Source organism: Streptomyces sp. NPDC050743, assembly GCF_044456925.1.
Classification (GTDB): domain Bacteria; phylum Actinomycetota; class Actinomycetes; order Streptomycetales; family Streptomycetaceae; genus Streptomyces.
The window spans coordinates 16,328-36,763 of the sequence record NZ_JBITGJ010000018.1; the positions used below are offsets into that span (position 1 = coordinate 16,328).

Genomic DNA, 20,436 nt, shown 5'->3' on the forward strand with positions numbered 1-20,436 from the left:
ACGGCTGCCCGCCGGAGGCAGCAGGTGGGGAAAACCCCCGCCCCAAGACGCCGACGGACTCCATGGCCCGCAAACCCCCGCCGCACGACCCTGGAACCACGGCTGAACCGCCGCTGCGACGAGGAGAACGGGACGGAATCGATGGCCACGGAGTACGGACACGGGTACGGATACGGACGGGGTGAGGGACAGTCCGCCGGCGCCGGCCACCGGCTGCCCGCCGCGCTGCGGGCGCCGTTCGAGGCGCGCAGCTGGCGGGAGTTCGGCTACGTCCTGCTGAGCCTGCCGATCTCGATCGTCCTGTTCACCTGGACGGTGACCATGGTGTCGCTCGGCGCGGGCCTGCTGGTGACCTTCCTCGGAGTCCCGGTGCTCGCGGCGGCGCTGGCCGGCTGCCGCGGCTTCGGCGCGCTGGAGCGGGCGCGGGCGCGGGGCCTGCTGCGGCTGGACGTGGCCGAGCCGGAGCCGCTGCGGATGCGCGGGCCCGGGGCGCTGGCCTGGATGGGCGCGGTGCTCAAGAGCGGCACCTCCTGGCGGAACCTGCTGTACGCGCTGGTGCAGTTCCCGTGGGCGGTGTTCTCGTTCTCGGTGGCGGTGAGCCTGTGGACGATGGGATGGACGCTGCTGACCTACCCGCTGTGGTTCTGGGTCTTCCCGGCGTACGCGGGCCAGGGCGGCATCCAGCTGTACGGCGACGAGCACCACAGCGTCTATCTCGACAACCCCTTCGAGATCACCGTGACCGCGCTGGTCGGGCTGCTGTTCACGCTGGCCACGCCGTGGATCGTACGGGCCCTGACGACGGTGGACGGGCTGCTGGTACGGGGCCTGCTGGGGCCGTCGCTGCTGTCGGCGCGGGTGGTGGAGCTGGAGTCGGACCGCGGGGTGGTGGTCGACACGGCCGCCGCCGATCTGCGGCGCATCGAGCGGGACCTGCACGACGGGGCCCAGGCCCGGCTGGTCAACCTCGCCATGGACCTGGGGCTGGCGAAGGAGAAGCTGCGGGAGGATCCGCAGGCGGCGGCGCGGATGGTGGACGAGGCGCACGGCGAGGTGAAGACGGCGCTGCAGGAGCTGCGCGATCTCGCCCGCGGCATCCACCCGGCCGTGCTGACCGACCGGGGTCTGGACGCGGCCCTGTCCGCGGTCGCCTCCCGCTGCGCGGTGCCGGTGCGGGTGGAGGTCGATCTGCCGGCCCGTCCGGCGCCGGCCATCGAGGGCATCGCCTACTTCACCGTCTCCGAACTGCTGCAGAACGTCAGCAAGCACAGCCGGGCCCGGTCCGCCTCGGTGGACGTGTGGCGTGCGGAGGACCGGCTGATGCTGCAGGTGATCGACGACGGCGTCGGCGGCGCGGACGTCACCCGCGGCTCGGGCCTGGCCGGTCTCGCCGGCCGCCTGGACGCGGTGGACGGCGTCTTCGTGGTGGACTCCCCGGAAGGCGGCCCCACCCGGGTGATCGCCGAGCTGCCCTGGCGGGCCTGACCCGACGATCCGAATCGTCGAGGCCCCCACCCACCCATCAATCACCGGCACACGCGCGTGAAGAAGATCCCACCCCCGAATCCGGTCGGTCCCCCGTACCCGGTCAGTCCCCCGCACCCGGCTCTTCCCTCCCCTTTCCCGGGGGCGGGATTGTGCTGATGCCGCGAGCGGCGCGTACCGAATACTGGAATGCTGGACCTCCGTACGCTGGAACGCTGGATCTCCGAGACGACGGACGTCGTCTCGGAGCGGGATCGGGCTTGGGGGGCCGGAAGATCGTGGAGGACAGGGTGCGGGTGGTCATCGCCGAGGACTCAGTGCTGCTCAGGGAGGGCCTGACCCGGCTGCTGACCGACCGCGGGCACGAGGTCGTGGCCGGCGTCGGGGACGCGGAGGCGCTGGTCAAGACGGTCGCCGACCTGGACGCTCAGGGTGAGCTGCCCGATGTCGTGGTGGCGGACGTACGGATGCCGCCGACACACACCGACGAGGGCGTGCGGGCGGCCGTACGGCTGCGCAAGGCTCATGCGGGGCTCGGCGTGCTGGTGCTGTCGCAGTACGTGGAGGAGCGCTACGCCACCGAACTGCTGGCCGGTTCCAGCCGGGGCGTGGGCTATCTGCTCAAGGACCGGGTCGCCGAGGTCCGCGAGTTCGTGGACGCGGTGGTGCGGGTGGCCCAGGGCGGTACGGCGCTGGACCCGGAGGTGGTCGCGCAGCTGCTCGGCCGCAGCCGCAAGCAGGACGTGCTGGCCGGGCTCACCCCGCGGGAGCGCGAGGTGCTCGGGCTGATGGCGGAGGGGCGCACGAACTCGGCGATCGCCAAACAGCTGGTGGTCAGTGACGGCGCCGTGGAGAAGCACGTCAGCAACATCTTCCTGAAGCTCGGGCTGGCTCCGAGCGAAGGGGACCACCGGCGTGTTCTGGCCGTACTGACCTATCTGAACTCCTGACCCGAAGAACACTGTGCCAGGAGGGCGCCGGACGGTCCGGCTTCGGTGGGAAGACCGGGTACCCGGATGGAAGACCGGAGGAGACGACCGGCAAAGGACGTCCTGACACCTCAGCGCCATGCCGACTCGAAAGCGCCACGGGCCGACTCGATGTCGTCCATTCTGTGGATCGCCTCGGGAAGGCGACCCTAACCGACGTAGGGTTGATCCTGGGATGGTCCGTGGGATGACCACGCCCCGGACAGCCGCCTCGAAGGAGGTCCAGTTCAGTGACCAGCCAGGTCAGCAGCCAGGCGGAGCAGGCCGACGGAGCCGTCGTCGGAGAGCAGCGCAAACCGGGCGGCGTCAAGGACGTACGGCGCCTGGACCGGGTGATCATCCGGTTCGCGGGGGACTCGGGTGACGGCATGCAGCTCACCGGTGACAGGTTCACCTCGGAGACCGCGTCCTTCGGCAACGACCTCTCCACCCTGCCCAACTTCCCCGCCGAGATCCGCGCTCCCGCCGGCACCCTGCCCGGCGTCTCCAGCTTCCAGCTTCACTTCGCCGACCACGACATCCTCACCCCGGGCGACGCGCCGAACGTCCTGGTCGCCATGAACCCGGCCGCGCTGAAGGCCAACATCGGCGATCTGCCGCGCGGCGCCGAGATCATCGTCAACACCGACGAGTTCACCAAGCGCGCCCTGCAGAAGGTCGGCTATGCCACCTCCCCGCTGGACGACGGCTCGCTGGACGGCTACAACCTCCACCCGGTGCCGCTGACCACCCTCACCGTGGAGGCGCTGAAGGAGTTCGACCTCTCCCGCAAGGAGGCCGAGCGCAGCAAGAACATGTTCGCGCTGGGTCTGCTGTCGTGGATGTACCACCGGCCGACCGAGGGCACCGAGAAGTTCCTGAAGTCGAAGTTCGCGAAGAAGCCCCAGATCATGGCGGCGAACATCGCCGCGTTCCGGGCGGGCTGGAACTTCGGCGAGACCACGGAGGACTTCGCCGTCTCCTACGAGGTCGCTCCGGCCGCCAAGGCCTTCCCCCTCGGCACCTACCGGAACATCTCCGGCAACCTCGCCCTGGCCTACGGTCTGATCAGCGCGTCCCAGCAGGCGGACCTGCCGCTCTTCCTGGGCTCGTACCCGATCACCCCGGCATCCGACATCCTGCACGAGCTGAGCAAGCACAAGAACTTCGGCGTGCGGACCTTCCAGGCGGAGGACGAGATCGCGGGCATCGGCGCGGCGCTGGGCGCGGCGTTCGGCGGCTCGCTCGCGGTGACCACGACGTCCGGCCCCGGTGTCGCGCTGAAGAGCGAGACGATCGGCCTCGCGGTCTCCCTGGAGCTGCCGCTGCTGGTCGTCGACATCCAGCGCGGCGGCCCGTCCACGGGTCTGCCGACCAAGACCGAGCAGGCGGACCTGCTGCAGGCGATGTTCGGCCGCAACGGCGAGGCCCCGGTGCCGATCGTGGCGCCGAAGACCCCGGCGGACTGCTTCGACGCGGCACTGGAGGCAGCCCGGATCGCGCTGACCTACCGCACCCCGGTGATGCTGCTGTCCGACGGTTACCTGGCCAACGGCTCCGAGCCGTGGCGGATCCCCGACCTGCACGAACTGCCGGATCTTCGGGTGCAGTTCGCCTCCGGCCCGAACCACAGCCTGGACGACGGCACCGAGGTCTTCTGGCCCTACAAGCGCGACCCCGAGACCCTCGCCCGGCCGTGGGCGATCCCGGGCACCCCGGGTCTGGAGCACCGCATCGGCGGCATCGAGAAGCAGGACGGCACGGGCAACATCTCCTACGACCCCGCCAACCACGACTTCATGGTCCGCACCCGGCAGGCCAAGGTCGACGGCATCGAGGTCCCCGACATCGAGGTCGACGACCCGCACGGCGCGAGCACGCTGGTACTGGGCTGGGGCTCGACGTACGGCCCGATCACGGCGGCGGTACGGCGGCTGCGGGCGGCCGGCGAGGAGATCGCGCAGGCCCATCTGCGCCACCTCAACCCATTCCCGCGCAACCTCGGCACGGTCCTGAAGCGGTACGACAAGGTGGTGATCCCCGAGATGAACCTCGGGCAGCTGGCCACCCTGATCCGGGCGAAGTACCTGGTCGACGCCCGCTCCTACAACCAGGTCAACGGCATGCCGTTCAAGGCGCAACAGCTCGCCAAGGCTTTGAAGGAGGCCATCGATGACTGACACCGGCAACGGGCTGCTGCAGCTGGTCCCCAAAGCCGGGGCCAAGCAGTCGATGAAGGACTTCAAGTCGGACCAGGAGGTGCGATGGTGCCCGGGCTGCGGTGACTACGCGATCCTCGCCGCCGTGCAGGGCTTCATGCCGGAGCTGGGGCTGGCCAAGGAGAACATCGTCTTCGTCTCCGGCATCGGCTGCTCCTCCCGCTTCCCGTACTACATGAACACCTACGGGATGCACTCCATCCACGGCCGCGCCCCGGCGATCGCCACCGGCCTGGCGACCAGCAGGCGGGATCTGTCGGTGTGGGTGGTCACCGGCGACGGCGACGCGCTGTCGATCGGCGGCAACCACCTGATCCACGCCCTGCGCCGCAACGTCAACCTGAAGATCCTGCTGTTCAACAACCGGATCTACGGCCTGACCAAGGGCCAGTACTCCCCGACCTCCGAGCTCGGCAAGATCACCAAGTCGACGCCGATGGGCTCCCTCGACGCGCCGTTCAACCCGGTGTCGCTGGCGATCGGAGCGGAGGCGTCCTTCGTCGCCCGCACCATCGACTCCGACCGCAAGCACCTGACCGAGGTGCTGCGCGCGGCCGCCGACCACCCGGGCACCGCGCTGATCGAGATCTACCAGAACTGCAATATCTTCAACGACGGCGCCTTCGACGCCCTGAAGGACAAGCAGCAGGCCGAGGAGGCGCTGATCCGGCTGGAGCACGGGCAGCCGATCCGCTTCGGCGCCGACGGCGCGCGCGGCGTCGTACGCAACCAGGCCACCGGTGACCTGGAGGTCGTCACGGTGACGGCCCAGAACGAGGCGGACATCCTGGTCCACGACGCCCAAGCGGCGTCCCCGACCACCGCCTTCGCGCTCTCCCGGCTCGCCGACCCCGACACCCTGCACCACACCCCGATCGGCGTCTTCCGCTCGATCGACCGGCCGGTCTACGACACGGCGATGGCCGACCAGCTGGACACCGCGATCGACCAGAAGGGCAAGGGCGACCTGGCCGCGCTGCTGGCGGGCGGGGACACCTGGACGGTCGTCGGCTGAGAACGCCTTCGGCTTGGCTATGAGGCCCGGGACCGGACGTCCCGGGCCTCGTCGTATGCCCGGCGGGCGCTGAGCACGTCGTCCATGCGCCGCTCGGTCCACCGGGCCAGCGCGCGCACCTGCTCCGCCGCCTCGCGGCCGAGCTCGGTCAGGGAGTAGTCGACGCGCGGTGGGATGACGGGCTTGGCGTCCCGGTGGACGAGACCGTCGCGCTCCAGGGTCTGCAGGGTCTGCGTGAGCATCTTCTCGCTGACGCCACGCCCGCCGAGGCCGCTGATCGCCCGGCGCAGTTCGCTGAAGCGATACGGGCGGTCGAGGAGCTGGATCAGCACCAGCACGCCCCAACGACTGGTCACTTGCTCCAGGACCAGGCGGTGGGGGCACATGGCCTCGCCGTCGCCCTTCCACTCACTTACCGGCATGCCGGTACCTTACTTCAAAGTGGGTACTTTCGCTTGGTTAGCGCCCCTCCTAGGGTGAGTGCCATACGAGAGTCACGGCACCCCCACAAGGAGTTCTGAACCATGAGCATCGTCGTCACCGGAGCCACCGGCCACCTCGGCAGGCACGTCGTGGAGCAGTTGCTGGAGAAGGTTCCGGCGGAGCGGATCACCGCCGTCGTGCGCGATGAGGCGAAGGCCGCCGACTTCGCCGCCCGCGGGGTGAAGCTGGCCGTCGCCGACTACAACGCGCCCGAGACCTTCGACGGCCTGTTCGCCGCCGGTGACAAGGTCCTGCTGATCTCCGGCAACGAGTTCGACAAGGGCAGGGTGCGGCAGCACCAGGTCGTCATCGACGCCGCGAAGGCCGCCGGCGTGGCGCTGCTCGTCTACACCAGCGCCCCGGGCAGCCTCACCGCCGCGCTCGCGGACGACCACCGGGCGACGGAGGAGGCGCTGCTCGCCTCCGGCCTGCCGTACACCCTGCTGCGCAACGGCTGGTACCACGAGAACTACACCGAGAACCTGGCCCCGGTGCTGGAGCACGGCGCGGTTGTCCAGGCCGCCGGCGACGGCCGGGTCTCCTCGGCCGCCCGCGCCGACTACGCCGCCGCCGCGGTCGCGGTGCTGACGGGCGAGGGCCACGAGAACAGGACGTACGAGCTGGGCGGCGACGAGGCGTGGGGCTTCGCCGAGTACGCCGCCGAGCTGAGCCGGCAGACCGGCAAGGAGATCGTCTACAACGCGGTCCCGGTGGAGACCTTCGCCGGCATCCTGGCCGGTGCCGGGCTGCCCGGGCCGCTGGCCACGATCCTGGCCGGTGTGGACGCCTCGGTCGAGAAGGGCGAGCTGGTGGTCTCCTCCGGCGACCTGTCGCGGCTCATCGGCCGCCCCACCACCCCGCTGGCGGAGGCGGTCACCGCCGCGCTCAAGGGCTGAGCACTCCGACACCCCTCGGACTGTCATGACCGTATGGCGATACGGCCATGACAGTCGGGGGTCCTCGGCGCTACCTTCCTTCTCGCGTGCATGATGCGAGAGGGAGGGGCCCATGGCCGGGAAGTCCAAGGGTGAGCACCGAATAGGCCTGCTGAATGGCTTCGCCGCCTACGGCATGTGGGGCCTGGTGCCCCTGTTCTGGCCCCTGCTGAAGCCCGCCGGGGCGGTGGAGATCCTCGCCCACCGCATGGTGTGGTCCCTGGTCGTCGTCGCCGTCGCCCTGCTCTTCGTACGGCGTTGGGCGTGGGCCGGACAGCTGCTGCGCCAGCCCCGCCGGCTCGGGCTCATCGCCGTGGCCGCCGCCGTGATCACGGTGAACTGGGGTGTCTACATCTGGTCCGTGAACTCCGGCCATGTCGTCGAGGCCTCCCTCGGGTACTTCATCAACCCGCTGGTGACCATCGCGATGGGCGTGCTGCTGCTGAAGGAGCGGCTGCGGCCCGTGCAGTGGGCGGCGGTCGCCACCGGCCTCGCCGCCGTCGTCGTCCTGACGGTCGGCTACGGCCGCCCGCCGTGGATCTCGCTCGTCCTCGCGTTCTCCTTCGCCACCTACGGCCTGGTCAAGAAGAAGGTCGCCCTCGGCGGCCTGGAGTCGCTGGCCGCCGAGACCGCGATCCAGTTCCTGCCCGCGCTCGGCTATCTGCTGTGGCTCGGCGCGCACGGCAAGACCAGCTTCCTGAACGACGGGACCGGGCACGCCGCCCTGCTCGCCTCCACCGGCCTGGTCACCGCGCTGCCCCTGGTCTGCTTCGGCGCGGCGGCGATCCGCGTGCCCCTGTCGACGCTGGGCCTGCTGCAGTACCTGGCGCCCGTCTTCCAGTTCCTGCTCGGCATCCTCTACTTCCACGAGGCCATGCCGCCCGAGCGCTGGGCCGGGTTCGCGCTGGTCTGGCTGGCGCTGATGCTGCTCACGGGCGACGCGCTGCGCTCGGCACGCAGGCCGCGGGAGCCGCTGGGCCTGCCCCGGGTTCAGACGCCCGATTCCGCGCCGGTGGAAACCTGATTCGGTGGGTCCGAAGTCAGTGCTCGCCGCTATAAGTGGTGAGCATGTCGACTCAGTCACCCACCGAGGCCCCTGCCCCGCTGCACTGGAAGCTCGTCATCGACGCGGCCGACCCGCACGCCCAGGCCGACTTCTGGGCCGCCGCGCTGCACTACACGGCCGAGGACAACAGCAGCCTGATCGAACGGCTGCTGTCCCTCGGCGCGCTGCCCCGCGAGGCCACGGTCGAGTACCACCGCCGGCCCGCCTTCCGTGACCTGATCGCCGTACGGCACCCCGACGACCCGTACGACCCGGAGACCGGCACCGGGCTCGGCCGGCGGCTGCTGTTCCAGCGCGTACCGGAGCCGAAGACGGTCAAGAACCGGCTCCACCTGGACCTGCACCCCGGCGAGGGCCGGCGCGCCGACGAGGTGGCACGGCTCCGGGCGCTGGGCGCGCGGGTGCTGGACGAGGTGAAGGAACCCTCGGGCGCATGGGTGGTGATGGCGGACCCGGAGGGCAACGAGTTCTGCGTGCACTAGGACTGTGGCCGGTTACGACCGCGCGGCGCGGGCCGCGCGGTCGGTTACGGCTGTACGGCGCGCGCCGCGCGGTCGGTCAGGCGGACCATGCGGGCGCGGGCGGACTCCAGCGGGCGCGGGTCGTCGGCGGCGGGACCCGGCTCGGTGGTGAGCTCCGTCCACAGCTCGATGAGGTCGCGGCCCAGCCGCAGGCCCTCCTCGGGATCGCGCACCGCACGCCACGCGGTCGCCGCGCTCTGCACGTTGCCGTACGCGGCTTCCGCGTCCCGCGCCTGCCGGCGCAGCCGGGCGAGGTCCAGGGACTGCCGGCAGGCGCCGACCGGGTCGCCTCCCAAGTAGGCGATGTAGGCGGACAGTTCACGCAGGTGCAGCACCTCGGCATGGCGGGGGCCCAGCATGGTGGTCGCCTCGGCGACCGTACGGTCGGCGAGTTGCGCCGCCGCCTCGATACGGCCGGAGCGCACTGCGTCATTGATCCGCGTCATCGGCTCGCTGAGCAGCTCGGCCCCCTCCGCGGTCTCGGTCACGGGCTCGTCGCCGAGCACCTCCTCGGCGACGGCGTCGAAGCCCCGGGCGGGGGTGGGAGTCGCGGTGGTGGGGGCGGGCTCGGACTCGAGGAGATCGATGACGGGCGCCGGGGGCTTGGTGACCGACATGGCGGGCGCCGGGTCCCTGGTGACCGACATGACCGGTGCGGGGCCGAACTGTCCCGTGGGGGCCTGCACGCTCCCAGCCGACACGGGTGCCGACCGCGTGACCGGGGGCACATCCCGCGCTCCCTCCGGTGCGGCCACGGCCGCCTGTGAGGACGCGCCCGCCGCACCCGGCTTCTCCGGCGCGGCCACCCGTACCGCCTGCCCCGTGACCCGGCTGGAGCCGTCCGCCGAGACCTCCAGGGGAACCACGCAGCCCGCGAGGTCGTCGTGGATCGTGGCGCGTATGGGGGCGCCGATGCTGATGGCCAGACGCTGGAGGTGGTTGAGGACGGCCTGCTGGATCTCCTCGCCCGGCGCCGCCACCACCGACGTCCCGCCGACCGACGCGCCTCCCGCGCCGAACACCCGGACCGGTACCACCGCCGGATGCGCAACGGGCTGCTGCGCCCGCTTCTTCTCGAAGCTGACTCGAGACATCGGTTTTCCCTCACTCCCCCGGCGTCGCGATCCGGTCGTACGCGTCCTGCCGACCAGTGTGTCGGCTCGCTTCGGTTTCCGCGTCACCACGGCGTCACAGCCTCGCACCAGCCACACCCTGACGCAGACTGCTTGCGCGTGCATATAATGCATGCGCCTTTATACGTCTGACGACAGCACGCCCCCGGGGGACCCATGAACCGTCGTTTTCTCTTCGTCCTGGGCAGCGCTCGCGCCGAGGGCAACACCGAGCTGCTGGCCCGCGCGGCGGCCGAGCAACTGCCCGGTGACGTCGAACAGCGCTGGATCCGCCTGGCCGAGCACCCGCTGCCCGACTTCGTGGACCTGCGGCACGACAGCGACCACGTACGGCCGCCCTCGGACAGCGCGACCGGTCTGCTGCTGGACGCCACGCTGGCGGCCACGGACATCGTGATCGCCTCGCCGCTGTACTGGTACTCGGTGTCGGGCCTCACCAAGCGCTATCTGGATTACTGGTCGGGCTGGCTGCGCACCCCGGGCGTCGACTTCAAGGCGACCCTGGCGGGGCGCACGCTCTGGGGCATCGCCGCGCTCGCCCATGCCGAGACGTCGGTCGCCGAACCCTACGTCGGCACGCTGAACAACTCGGCCGCCTACATGGGGATGCGCTTCGGCGGCGTCCTGCTGGGCAACGGCAGCGCCCGGGGTGACGTGCTGAAGGACACCGACGCGCTGGCACGCGCGAAGACCTTCTTCGCGCAGGACGCACCCTTCGCGCGCTTCCCGTACGACACGCCCGCCGGCTAGCCCTACGCGCTAATGTCCTTCGTCGTGAACCGCGCCCAGGCCGCCGAGCCGAACACGGCCGCGTACAGCGCCTGGAGGCCGAGGTTCTTCACCAGGTCGTCCCAGTAGACGGGGTCGCGCATCAGGTCGGCGAAGGACAGCCAGTAGTGCGAGAACAGGTACGGCCGCAGCGCGTGCAACTGGGGTATCTGGTCCAGGATCTGGACCGTGATGAGTATGCCGACGGTGGTCGCCATCGCCGCGATGCCGCTGTTCGTGAGCGTGGACACGAACAGGCCGAGCGCCGCCAGGCCGACCAGTGAGGCGGCGACCACCAGGGCGATCAGCAGGGCCCGGCCGAGGCCCTCGGTGAAACTGATCCGGGTGCCGGATATGGTCGTGAGGTCGCCCAGCGGGAAGAGCAGCGCGCCCACGATCAGCGCCGAGCCGGCCACGACCAGCGTGGCCAGCAGACAGAACGCCATCACCGTCGTGTACTTGGTGAGCAGCAGCCGGGTGCGGCCGGCCGGGGCGACCAGCAGATAGCGCAGGGTGCCCGCGCCCGCCTCGCCCGCTATCGCGTCGCCCGCGACGACCCCGACGGCCATCGGCAGGAAGAACGGCAGGGTCGCGGCCAGTGCCGTGAACACCAGGAACAGGCCGTTGTTGGTGATCTGTGTCATGAACGCCGGGCCCTGACCGCTGTGGTCCGCCGTCCTGCCGCCCCGCGTCTGGATCTTCACCGCGATCCCGACCAGCACCGGCACGGCGGCCAGCACCCCGAGCAGGGCGAGCGTGCGCCAGCGGCGGAGGGTCGTGACGAGTTCGCTGCGCAGCAGCCCGAACGTCCACAGGGGGCTCGGCCGGCGCACCGCGGCCTCGGGGGCCGTCCCGGACGCGGGGACCGTACCGTTCACGGAGACCGTCTCAGCCCGCGACATCGAAGCCCTCCCCCGTCAGCGCCACGAACGCATCCTCCAGCGAGGCCCGTTCGACCGTGAACCCCCGGACCCGGACCCCCGCCGCGACCAGGGCCGCGTTCACCTCGGCGAGGTCCCGCCCGGGCGGATCCCCGGTGACCCGGTCTCCGTCGACGGTGACGTCCCCGACGCCCTGCTCCTTCAGCACCCGGGCCGCCTCGGCCGGATCCGGGGTGGTCACCACCAGCCGGCCGCGCGCTCCGGCCGCCAGGTCGGCCACCGCACCCTGGGTGACGAGCCGGCCCCGCGCCATGACCGCCGCATGGGTGCAGACCTGCTCGATCTCGTCGAGGAGGTGGGAGGAGAGAAAGACGGTCGTGCCGTCGGCGGCCAGCTCCCGGATCAGGGTGCGGATCTCGCGCATGCCCTGCGGGTCGAGGCCGTTGGTGGGCTCGTCCAGGACGAGCAGCCGGCGCGGCTGGAGCAGCGCGGCGGCCAGACCGAGGCGCTGTCTCATGCCCAGCGAGTACGCCTTCGCCTTCTTGCCGGCGGCGGCCGCGAGGCCCACCCGGTCCAGGGCGGTGGCGACGCGGGCGTGCCGGGTGCGGGGGTCGGCGGTCGGGTCGGCGGCGTCGTAGCGCAGCAGGTTGTCCCGGCCGGAGAGGAAGCCGTACAGCGCGGGGCCCTCGATGAGCGCGCCGATCTGGGGGAGGACGGACCGGGCCGCCCGGGGCATCGGGCGGCCCAGCACGCGTGCCGTGCCCGCCGTGGGCTCGATCAGGCCCATCAGCATGCGGATGGTGGTGGTCTTGCCCGAGCCGTTCGGACCGAGGAAGCCGAAGACGCTGCCCGCCGGGACGGTCAGGTCGAGACCGTCGACGGCGAGCTGTCCGCCGCGGTAGCGCTTGGTGAGGCCGCGGGTGGCGATGACGCTCGCCTCCTCCTGCCCCGGCGCACGCTCCGCCGCGTCCCGCGCCTCCCGCTCCGTGACGGACCGTCCCTCCATCGGTTCCCCCCTCGCTTCGTGCTCCCGTGAAGGGTCAACGTACGGTCACGGCCCGTAGTGCCCGGGCAGGGTCACTTCCCTTCGTTCGCCGCCTTCACCAGGGCGTCCTTGGTCACCGCGCCGGCGTAGACCTTGCCGTCGTCGGTGATCAGGGCGTTGACCAGGCGGGTGGAGAAGACCGTGCCCTTGCCGAACTTGCCGGAGACCTTGTCGCCGAGCGAGCCGAGGAAGCCGCCGAGGTCACCGCCCTGGGCACCGGTCGGCAGGCCGCTCTTCGCGCCGGTGTCGAAGGTGGCGATGGAGGTCCAGCCCTTGCCGAGCACGTCGGCGCCGTTCATGCCCTTGGCGAAGTCCTCGCCGGACTCGGGCGCGTGCTTCCGAGCGGCGGAGTCCTGCTTCTCCTCCGTCACCTTCGCGCCCTTCGGCGGGCTGAAGGTGAAGGTCGAGGCGGCCGGCCTGGCGAAGGAGACCTGGGTGAAGCCGACGTCGAGGACGGCGGCGCCGCCGCTCTTCGGCGTCAGCGTGAACTTCAGCGGCATGCCCGTCTTCGCGTCGACGGCGATGCTGATGGCGCCGACCGTGGTGCCGGACTGCCTGGGCTTGATCAGCAGCTTGTAGGCGTCGCGGCCGGCGACCCGCTCGGTGCCGTCGACGGTGACGGACGTGGTGCCGTCCACCGACTTCAGCGCTTGGTCGGCGAAGTCCTTCGGCGTGGCCGGAGGCTCGGCGTTGTGCTCCTTGCCGGAGTCGGCCGAGGTGCCGTGGTACACCTCGTTGGTCTTGCTGTCGTAGCCCCAGACGTTCTTGCCGTTGTGGATGAGGTTGTACTCGGAGCCGCTCTCCAGCAGCGACAGCTTCTGCCTCTCCGGGCCGTCGGCGGCGACGCGCAGCGTGTGCGTGCCGGAGACCAGCGAGGTGAGCTGGGACTGCGGGTCGGCGGAGGAACCGTCGCCGGAGCCCTTGGCGGCGCCGGAGGCCACGCTGTTCTCCAGGCCGCCGAGGTCGGGCAGGCCGAGGTCGGTGTTGATCCGCACCGTGCCGGACAGCTGCTGCACGTCCGACTTGGCGATCTTCTCGATGAGCTGCTGTGCGGTGATCCTGGGCAGGTCGGGGTCGCCGGAGGCGGCGAGCGCCGGGACCAGACCGATCGTGGCCGCCGCGACCCCCACCACGGCGACCGGGACCGCGTAACGGGCCGCCCTGCGGTGCCCGGCGTTTCGCTCAGCGCCCCCCGCGGCGTCCACTGCGTCGTCGGATTCGTACGGTGCCATGTGTGCCTTACCTCCGTCGTCGGCGGCGGCTGTTCTCACGCTGGTCCACCTGAGCCGCCATTCTCACCCGAATCGGTGAGGATTGGTGATTTCCGTGGTTTCCATCTCACCAAATCGGCCGTGAGGAAGCGTCAGACCTCGGAGCCAACTCCGCGTACGCCTGCGGTATGACACGCCGGGGCGGGAACTCCGCCGACCCGTAGGGGTCGCGCCGGAGCGGAGGGGGCGGTACGGGGGCGCGAGGGGTGTACGGACGCGCGGGCGTACGGGTCGCACGAGCCCGTGCCGGGTCGCTCGGCTGTAGCGCGGCGTGGCGGGCGACCCCGAAGCGCGGCGTGACGTACGGCTGCGGCGCGGCGCGTCGCGATGGACGGACAGACGGAAGCCTGCCGCCACGTACAGCTCAAGCACGGCGCGACAGACGGCCGGAGCCGCGCCGGGTCGCACGGCCCGAACGCGGCGAGGCACACGGCGTCGGCAGCATGGCGCGACGTACGGCCGAAGACGTGCAACCGGCGCGGCGGACAGCCGTAAGCGTGCCATGGTGGCCGCCGGAGGCTGGGCGGGGCGTGGTGGGGCAGGCGGCCGGGTCAGCCGGCGCGGTGGACCACCGCGTCGCACAGCTGCATCAGCGCGGCCTTGGCGTCGCACTCCCGCAGCGGCGCCAGCGCGGCGCGGGCCTCCTCCGCGTACCGGATGGTGTCCCGGCGGGCCTGCTCCAGCGCGGGGTGGCCGCGCAGCGCGGCCAGCGCCTCGGCGTGCCGGGCGTCGTCGCTGAGGTCGGAGTCGAGCAGCTCGCACAGCGCAATGTCCTCGGCCAGGCCGAGGCGGGCGGCGCGCTCGCGCAGCCGGAGCACGGGCAGCGTCGGGATGCCCTCGCGCAGGTCGGTGCCCGGGGTCTTGCCGGACTCGTGCGAGTCGGAGGCGATGTCCAGGACGTCGTCGGCGAGCTGGAAGGCGACCCCGAGCCGCTCGCCGTACTGGGTGAGCACGTCGACGACCGTCTCGTCGGCGCCGGACATCATCGCGCCGAACCGGCACGACACCGCCACCAGCGAGCCCGTCTTGCCGCCGAGCACGTCCAGGTAGTGCTCGACCGGGTCGCGGCCGTCGGAGGGGCCGGCGGTCTCCAGGATCTGACCCGTGACCAGCCGCTCGAAGGCCAGGGCCTGCACCCGGACCGCCTCGGGGCCGAGGTCGGCGAGGATCTGGGAGGCGCGGGCGAAGAGGAAGTCGCCGGTGAGGACCGCGACCGAGTTGCCCCAGCGGGTGTTGGCGCTGTCCACGCCGCGCCGTACGGCCGCCTCGTCCATGACGTCGTCGTGGTACAGCGTGGCCAGGTGGGTCAGCTCCACGACCACGGCCGAGGGCACGACGCCCGGCGCGTAGGGGTCGCCGAACTGGGCCGCGAGCATCACGAGCAGCGGCCTGAACCGCTTCCCGCCGGCTCGTACGAGGTGCTGCGCGGCCTCCGTGATGAACGGGACCTCGCTCTTGGTGGCCTCGAGCAAGCCTTCCTCGACAGCCGCCAATCCGGCCTGGACATCGGCTTCCAGAGCCTGGTCCCGCACGCTCAGCCCGAACGGCCCGACGACGGTCACGAGGGGTCTCCTGTCTGCTGGTGTCTGCTGGCGATTACACGGTTTGTCGATAGGTCGCTGCCATCACTCAACTCAGCGTATCCGGTCCTGTTTCGATCACCGATAGCGCCCACCGGTCCAGCCTGGGTGGTATCGGATCACGACCGGTATGTTTTTGATCAAGTGATAAGAGCGGACATTTATCGACTTAACAGGAACCCGAACGCTTTGTCGCGAGCCGAGGGGGCGAGCGGAGTAATGCCTACGCCCAAGACAACGACAGACGGCTCGTCACGGGTTCCGCGACAGGCTCCGCCACGGGTTCCATCACCCACCCGATCCACCCGAACCCCTCATGTCCGATTTGAAATACTTTGTTATTTCGTGAATTGGGTCACGCTGGACCTGCGGCCCCCAGGAGCCCGTCAGGCCACCTCCACCCTTGCCGCGTCGGCGAGTTGAGGGTTGGCAACTGCAAAGGATCAAGTACCCTATATGCCACAGATCAAGGTCAAATAGTACGTAGTGTGCATCCGCTTCTTGTTCCCGACATGTGCTCTCGCATACGTTCCGGGCCGTCGGGCGGACGCTGAGTCCTGCCGCCGCCCGCGTGACCCATCGACGAACTCATTCGTACGGCAGGAGCGGGGGACCCAGGTAAGTCGCCGGGCCGGTCGGCACACGTCGCACCGGAACGGCTCGGGGTGAAGCCATGCCTTCTCGGGAAGGCGCGGCCGGGCACCTCCCCGCCCGAACCCGACAGCTCACCTCGCAGGCGACGGAGAGGACTTTCCCATGTCTGCTGCCGCCAAGCACCGCCGCCCGCGCAACAACCGCCTGGTCCGCGCCCTCACGGTCGCCGGCACCGGCGCCGCCGTCCTCACCCTCTCGCTCATCGGCGCCACCAGCGCCTCCGCGGCCACCGGCACGACCTCCAAGGCTGCCTCCACCGCCACCGCGTACCCGAACAACCTCGACGGCTGGATCCGCGAGTCTCTCGCGATCATGGCCCAGAAGGGCATTCCGGGCACTTACCACGGCATCTACCGCAACATCATCCGGGAGTACTCCGGCAACCCGAAGGCCATCAACCTCTGGGACTCCAACGCGGCCAAGGGCATCCCGTCCAAGGGGCTGCTCCAGGTGATCGACCCGACCTTCAAGGCGTACGACGTGGCCGGCACCTCCTTCGACCCCTACGACCCGGTTGCCAACATCACCGCGGCCTGCAACTACGCAGCCGCCCGGTACGGCTCGATCGACAACGTGTACAGCGCGTACTGACGGTCCCGCCGACCGGCACGGCAGCGGCCGCCCGGTGTGCCCTCACCTGACGGAGGGGCACACCGGGCGGCCGTCGCTCCTTCCGGGGCGGCCGTGTACTGATGTGCCGGTCAGTCGGTCGGGAACAGTCTTTCGAGGACGACGGCGACGCCGTCGTCCTCGTTCGACAGGGTGATCTCGTCGGCCACCGCCTTCAGTTCGGGATGCGCGCCGGCCATGGCGACCCCGCGCCCCGCCCAGTCGAACATCGGGATGTCGTTGGGCATGTCACCGAACGCCAGCGCCGCCTCCGCCGCGATCCCGAGCCGCTCGGCGGCCAGCGCGAGACCGGTCGCCTTGGTCACCCCCGACGGCTGGAGCTCCACGGTCCCCGGCCCGGACATGGTGACCGTCGCCAGGTCGCCCACCACCCCGCGCGCCGTGTCCGCCAACTCGTCGTCGGACAGCTCGGCATGGCGCAGCAGCACCTTGCTGATGGGCGCGCACCACAGATCGTCGCGCCGGTCGACCCGCACCACGGGCAGGGTCGGGTGCGGCATCCGGTAGCCGGGCTCGATGAGCGTGCGCCCGTCGACCCCGTCCTGGTCCACGGCCGCGTGCACCTGCCCCACCTCGGCCTCGATCTTGCCGAGCGCGGTCTCGGCCAGCTCCCGGTCCAGCCGGACCGACCACAGCAGGCGGCCGGTCCCGGCGTCGTAGACCTGTGCGCCCTGCCCGCACACCGCGAGCCCCGTGCAGCCGAGGTGCGCGAGGAGCTGCCGTACCCGCGGGGCCGGGCGGCCCGTCACCACCAGGTGCCGGGCGCCGGCCCGCGCCACCCGCGCGAGTGCGGCGAGCGACCGGTCGGAGACGGTGTCGTCGCCGCGCAGCAGCGTTCCGTCCAGGTCGGTGGCGATCAGTGCATATGCGGGGGAGGCTGCCATGATCAGAGAATACGGATACCGGGCCCCACCGACTCACCTTGTCGTCCCGCGCACTTACGTACTGTTCCACCCCAAGTAGTGCCCTCCGACTCCATGTTGATGACGGGACTCGGCACGGGCGGTCGGCGGCTTCAGCCGTGGGCCGACGCCAGGTGTTTCGTCAGGCGCGGCGAGGCGAACTCCGTGCCGCAGACGAAGCGCATCACCGGGCCGTACGACGACGCCGCCGGCAGGCCGGTGAAGTACAGGCCCGGAACGGACGAGACATACCCGGGTCCGAGTTTCGGCGTGCCGCGGCTCACCGCGAGCCGGGTACGCAACTCGTGGCCGAGGAAGTCCATCGCCGCGATGTCGACGCGGTAGCCGGTGGCGGCGATGACGTGGTCGGCGGCGAGCCGCTCGGTGTGCCCGCCATGGGTGCGGACGGTGAGGACGGGGCTGCCGTCCCGTGCCTCCGCGCTCACGACCCGCTCCACCTCCTGCACCTGCACCGCACTCTCGAAGCGCTCGCGCAGCCACCAGGCGCCGAGCGGTCCGAGGACCCGGCGGACCAGGAAGTGACGGGTGGCCTCGGGCAGGTAGCGGTAGGGGTGCGGGTAGTAGCTGAAGGCCCACAGCGACCATGCGCGGCCGAACGGGGACTCGGGGCGCAGCTTCGGCTGCTTCCAGGGCGGCGCGCCGAAGGCGACCCTGCCGCGGCCGCGCGCGACGACACGCACGCGTGCCCCCGCCTCGGCGGCGAGCGCCGCCGTCTCCAGCGCGGACTGGCCGGCGCCGACCACGATCAGTTCCTTGCCGGCGAAACGGCTCAGGTCGTGGTGCTGGGAGCTGTGCGAGACCGGGCCGGTGGGCGCCGGTCCGTCGGCCGCGGCTGCCGCGAGCTCCGCCGGCAGGTGCGCCAGGCCCGACAGGCCGGTGGCGACGACGACCGCGCGCGCGGTGAACATCTCCCCCGAGTCCAGCTTCAGCTCGAAGCCGCCGCTCTTGTCGCGGTCCACGGAGACGACCCGCACCCGCTCCAGGTCGGGGACGAGCTTGTGCTGGAACCACTCGCCGTAGGCGATGAACGTCTCCACCGGGATGATGTCCTCGTCGGTCACCAGGCGGCGGATCCCGGCCGCGTCGCAGTAGTCGGCGAGGGTGTGGCCGGGCTGCGGGCAGTCGAGGTTCGAGGCGGCGGGCGTGGACTTCAGGAGCATGCCCTCGGGCATGTGGTCGCGCCAGCTGACCATGGGGTCGCCGAAGACGCGGACGGGGATACCGCGCGCCCGCAGATGGGCGGCGGTGGACAGGCCGAACGGCCCGGCCCCGATGACTGCAACCGGTCGAGTCACGAAGTCCCTCCCCAGGACATGGTGAGCCACTTTTGGCGTGGCTTTGCCTACTTCGTGGAGGTGCCGCTGCCGCGGCGGTTGGTCCGCCACAGCTGATACAGGTGCTTCGCGCCCGGGCGCACGAAGCGGGCGAGCATCGTGAGGAACGGCAGCGGGTCGTCACCCGCGAGCCAGGCCAGCTCCGTCCCGCTCGCCTTCGCCGGCGCGTGCGGCGTCGTGTAGCCGCTGCGGCGGTAGGCGAGGAGGGCGGGAAGGTCGATGTTCTCCACGATGTAGCGGTGGCCGGCGCGCTGTTCCCCCTCCGGAACGGGGCGGCCGGTCAGGTTCAGGTGCATGGCGCGTACGACGTCCACTCCCGACTCATTCTCGAACAGCCGGAACTGGGCGCCCATGCGCGGGTTGAAGTCGAGGAGCTTGTACTGTCCATCGCGCCGGTCGAAGCGCAGGTCGAGGTCGATGATGCCGCTGTAGCCGATCTGTTTGATGAAACGTGCGGCGAGGTCGGTGAGTTCCGGGTTGTCGACGACGTAGGCGTTGGCCGTCATGCCGGCGTGCGGCGGCCATGAGCGGACCTTGACGCCGGTGAACAGCGCGAGCGGGCTGGAGTCCTGGTCGAAGCAGGCGTGCACGATCCAGTCCTCGGCCTCCTCGCGCGGCAGGTACTCCTGGAGGATCACGCCCGGCCGCGCGCTCCAGTCACGCGCGAGGGTGAGCAGGCCCTCGCGGGTGGCGATCCGCGTGGTGCCGTTGACGGCGGGCCGTCTGCGCCGGACGAACGCCTCGCGGTTCTTGGCCACCACCGGGAAGCGGGCCGTGTCGGCGAAGGTGACGATGTCCTCGTACGACTCCGGGAACGCCGACGCGGGGCTCGCGATGCCGTGCTCCACGCACAGTTCGTGCAGCCCCTGCTTGCTGGCGAGCCGGCGCGGCAGCGCGGGGTCGACGCGCGGGAAGAGGAAGGAGCCGGCCAGATCGTCCTGGTGCTCGGCGATCAGTACGGCGGCTTCCTCGTCGGTCGGGACGAGAACGGCGGGGCGCCCGATGCGGCGACCGATGCGCAGCAGGCCCTCGACCAGCCGGTCCGGGTCCTCCGCACCGGTCGTCGGCCACACGAAGGCCTTCTTCAGGTAGCGGGAGGAGGCCGCGGGCGTGTACGCGTCCTCGGTGATGGCGTACATGGGCACGCCGAGCCGGCCCAGGCTGCGGATCGCGCCGACGCCGCCGTGGTGCAGCGGATAGTCGCCGAACTTGACGATCAGCCCTGGTACGTCCCGGTCCAGCTCGAACGGCACACCGACGGTGTCTCCGGCCACGGGTCCCCCCACGTGTCCCCCCAATGGAACGGACCCACCCCGTCCGTGTCCCCAAAGGACGCTAAGCCGGAATTGCCGACTCCGACAAGACCTATTCGGACATTGCGAACCCTTTAGACAGGGTGCGAGCAACCTTTCGAAGGCCCCGCGACACGCACCTTTCGGACACCGTGGCGGGCGCCGCAGCAGGCTCTGCCCAAGACACGCATCACGGCCGTAACGTGTGGCGCGACCACATGGAACGAGCGCCA

18 protein-coding genes and 1 riboswitch are annotated in these 20,436 nt (G+C 70.9%); of the genes, 9 read left to right on the forward strand and 9 right to left on the reverse strand.

The window, feature by feature from the left end:
* Positions 1 to 141: 141 nt before the first annotated feature.
* The 4 genes from ACIBJF_RS19400 (at position 142) to ACIBJF_RS19415 (ending at position 5,687) form a co-directional block, all read left to right on the forward strand.
* Positions 142 to 1,485: a sensor histidine kinase gene (locus tag ACIBJF_RS19400; protein WP_399175061.1), complete on the forward strand. Its 1,344-nt coding sequence runs from the start codon at positions 142 to 144 to the stop codon at positions 1,483 to 1,485.
* Positions 1,486 to 1,775: 290 nt separating this feature from the next.
* A complete protein-coding gene (locus ACIBJF_RS19405) occupies positions 1,776 to 2,435 on the forward strand; it encodes a LuxR C-terminal-related transcriptional regulator (protein WP_399175234.1) in 660 nt (219 codons plus the stop codon).
* Positions 2,436 to 2,704: 269 nt separating this feature from the next.
* Complete coding sequence (locus ACIBJF_RS19410) at positions 2,705 to 4,633, forward strand: 2-oxoacid:acceptor oxidoreductase subunit alpha (protein WP_399175062.1); 1,929 nt, start codon at positions 2,705 to 2,707, stop codon at positions 4,631 to 4,633.
* Entirely contained in the window at positions 4,626 to 5,687 is a 1,062-nt protein-coding gene (locus tag ACIBJF_RS19415) for a 2-oxoacid:ferredoxin oxidoreductase subunit beta (RefSeq protein WP_399175064.1), read from the forward strand. Before ACIBJF_RS19410 ends, ACIBJF_RS19415 begins: the two co-directional genes overlap by 8 nt.
* Before the next feature lie 17 nt (positions 5,688 to 5,704).
* Here ACIBJF_RS19415 and ACIBJF_RS19420 read toward each other — a convergent pair whose 3' ends face one another.
* Positions 5,705 to 6,109 (reverse strand): winged helix-turn-helix transcriptional regulator, encoded by a 405-nt coding sequence (locus tag ACIBJF_RS19420; protein ID WP_399175066.1) that lies wholly within the window; start codon positions 6,107 to 6,109, stop codon positions 5,705 to 5,707.
* 102 nt (positions 6,110 to 6,211) lie between these two features.
* Here ACIBJF_RS19420 and ACIBJF_RS19425 point away from each other — a divergent pair, with 102 nt between their 5' ends.
* From ACIBJF_RS19425 to ACIBJF_RS19435, 3 genes are all read left to right on the forward strand, one after another.
* On the forward strand, positions 6,212 to 7,066 hold the full coding sequence (locus ACIBJF_RS19425) for an SDR family oxidoreductase (RefSeq protein WP_399175068.1): 855 nt from the start codon (positions 6,212 to 6,214) through the stop codon (positions 7,064 to 7,066).
* A 112-nt stretch (positions 7,067 to 7,178) separates the two neighbouring features.
* Positions 7,179 to 8,129, forward strand: a complete 951-nt coding sequence (gene rarD, locus ACIBJF_RS19430) for an EamA family transporter RarD (protein ID WP_399175070.1) — start codon at positions 7,179 to 7,181, stop codon at positions 8,127 to 8,129.
* Between the two features lie 44 nt (positions 8,130 to 8,173).
* The gene (locus tag ACIBJF_RS19435) at positions 8,174 to 8,653 is read left to right on the forward strand and encodes a VOC family protein (RefSeq protein ID WP_399175071.1); all 480 of its coding nucleotides are present in this window, start codon (positions 8,174 to 8,176) and stop codon (positions 8,651 to 8,653) included.
* Positions 8,654 to 8,697: 44 nt separating this feature from the next.
* On the opposite strand, the gene ACIBJF_RS19440 is transcribed toward ACIBJF_RS19435, so the two are convergent.
* The gene (locus tag ACIBJF_RS19440; protein ID WP_399175074.1) at positions 8,698 to 9,786 is read right to left on the reverse strand and encodes a hypothetical protein; all 1,089 of its coding nucleotides are present in this window, start codon (positions 9,784 to 9,786) and stop codon (positions 8,698 to 8,700) included.
* A gap of 195 nt (positions 9,787 to 9,981) precedes the next feature.
* Here ACIBJF_RS19440 and ACIBJF_RS19445 point away from each other — a divergent pair, with 195 nt between their 5' ends.
* Entirely contained in the window at positions 9,982 to 10,575 is a 594-nt protein-coding gene (locus tag ACIBJF_RS19445) for an NAD(P)H-dependent oxidoreductase (RefSeq protein ID WP_366486315.1), read from the forward strand.
* Between the two features lie 2 nt (positions 10,576 to 10,577).
* Here ACIBJF_RS19445 and ACIBJF_RS19450 read toward each other — a convergent pair whose 3' ends face one another.
* The 4 genes from ACIBJF_RS19450 to ACIBJF_RS19465 all read right to left on the reverse strand — a co-directional run bounded on the left by ACIBJF_RS19450 (position 10,578) and on the right by ACIBJF_RS19465 (position 15,352).
* Positions 10,578 to 11,495 (reverse strand): ABC transporter permease, encoded by a 918-nt coding sequence (locus ACIBJF_RS19450; protein WP_399175075.1) that lies wholly within the window; start codon positions 11,493 to 11,495, stop codon positions 10,578 to 10,580.
* Positions 11,482 to 12,480 carry an ATP-binding cassette domain-containing protein gene (locus ACIBJF_RS19455; RefSeq protein WP_399175077.1) on the reverse strand — a complete coding sequence of 333 codons (999 nt, stop codon included), beginning with the start codon at positions 12,478 to 12,480 and terminating at the stop codon, positions 11,482 to 11,484. Before ACIBJF_RS19455 ends, ACIBJF_RS19450 begins: the two co-directional genes overlap by 14 nt.
* 71 nt (positions 12,481 to 12,551) lie before the next feature.
* Entirely contained in the window at positions 12,552 to 13,751 is a 1,200-nt protein-coding gene (locus tag ACIBJF_RS19460) for an outer membrane lipoprotein carrier protein LolA (protein WP_399175079.1), read from the reverse strand.
* A gap of 590 nt (positions 13,752 to 14,341) precedes the next feature.
* Positions 14,342 to 15,352 (reverse strand): polyprenyl synthetase family protein, encoded by a 1,011-nt coding sequence (locus tag ACIBJF_RS19465; RefSeq protein ID WP_351802307.1) that lies wholly within the window; start codon positions 15,350 to 15,352, stop codon positions 14,342 to 14,344.
* A 588-nt stretch (positions 15,353 to 15,940) separates the two neighbouring features.
* A riboswitch (cyclic di-AMP (ydaO/yuaA leader) is annotated at positions 15,941 to 16,122 on the forward strand.
* A 4-nt stretch (positions 16,123 to 16,126) separates the two neighbouring features.
* Here ACIBJF_RS19465 and ACIBJF_RS19470 point away from each other — a divergent pair.
* Entirely contained in the window at positions 16,127 to 16,615 is a 489-nt protein-coding gene (locus ACIBJF_RS19470; RefSeq protein ID WP_399175081.1) for a transglycosylase SLT domain-containing protein, read from the forward strand.
* A gap of 110 nt (positions 16,616 to 16,725) precedes the next feature.
* Here ACIBJF_RS19470 and ACIBJF_RS19475 read toward each other — a convergent pair whose 3' ends face one another.
* The 3 genes from ACIBJF_RS19475 to ACIBJF_RS19485 form a co-directional block, all read right to left on the reverse strand.
* The gene (locus ACIBJF_RS19475) at positions 16,726 to 17,538 is read right to left on the reverse strand and encodes an HAD family hydrolase (protein ID WP_399175082.1); all 813 of its coding nucleotides are present in this window, start codon (positions 17,536 to 17,538) and stop codon (positions 16,726 to 16,728) included.
* Between the two features lie 131 nt (positions 17,539 to 17,669).
* Entirely contained in the window at positions 17,670 to 18,872 is a 1,203-nt protein-coding gene (locus ACIBJF_RS19480; protein ID WP_399175084.1) for an FAD-dependent oxidoreductase, read from the reverse strand.
* Positions 18,873 to 18,919: 47 nt separating this feature from the next.
* Positions 18,920 to 20,164, reverse strand: a complete 1,245-nt coding sequence (locus tag ACIBJF_RS19485; RefSeq protein ID WP_399175235.1) for an ATP-grasp domain-containing protein — start codon at positions 20,162 to 20,164, stop codon at positions 18,920 to 18,922.
* Positions 20,165 to 20,436 lie beyond the last annotated feature (272 nt).

Coding starts and splice junctions, on each gene's coding strand:
- ACIBJF_RS19400 (WP_399175061.1), top strand. CDS start 142: ATGGCCACGGAGTACGGACACGGGTACGGATACGGACGGGGTGAGGGA.
- ACIBJF_RS19415 (WP_399175064.1), top strand. CDS start 4,626: ATGACTGACACCGGCAACGGGCTGCTGCAGCTGGTCCCCAAAGCCGGG.
- ACIBJF_RS19420 (WP_399175066.1), bottom strand. CDS start 6,109: ATGCCGGTAAGTGAGTGGAAGGGCGACGGCGAGGCCATGTGCCCCCAC.
- ACIBJF_RS19425 (WP_399175068.1), top strand. CDS start 6,212: ATGAGCATCGTCGTCACCGGAGCCACCGGCCACCTCGGCAGGCACGTC.
- rarD (WP_399175070.1), top strand. CDS start 7,179: ATGGCCGGGAAGTCCAAGGGTGAGCACCGAATAGGCCTGCTGAATGGC.
- ACIBJF_RS19435 (WP_399175071.1), top strand. CDS start 8,174: ATGTCGACTCAGTCACCCACCGAGGCCCCTGCCCCGCTGCACTGGAAG.
- ACIBJF_RS19440 (WP_399175074.1), bottom strand. CDS start 9,786: ATGTCTCGAGTCAGCTTCGAGAAGAAGCGGGCGCAGCAGCCCGTTGCG.
- ACIBJF_RS19445 (WP_366486315.1), top strand. CDS start 9,982: ATGAACCGTCGTTTTCTCTTCGTCCTGGGCAGCGCTCGCGCCGAGGGC.
- ACIBJF_RS19450 (WP_399175075.1), bottom strand. CDS start 11,495: ATGTCGCGGGCTGAGACGGTCTCCGTGAACGGTACGGTCCCCGCGTCC.
- ACIBJF_RS19455 (WP_399175077.1), bottom strand. CDS start 12,480: ATGGAGGGACGGTCCGTCACGGAGCGGGAGGCGCGGGACGCGGCGGAG.
- ACIBJF_RS19460 (WP_399175079.1), bottom strand. CDS start 13,751: ATGGCACCGTACGAATCCGACGACGCAGTGGACGCCGCGGGGGGCGCT.
- ACIBJF_RS19470 (WP_399175081.1), top strand. CDS start 16,127: ATGTCTGCTGCCGCCAAGCACCGCCGCCCGCGCAACAACCGCCTGGTC.
- ACIBJF_RS19475 (WP_399175082.1), bottom strand. CDS start 17,538: ATGGCAGCCTCCCCCGCATATGCACTGATCGCCACCGACCTGGACGGA.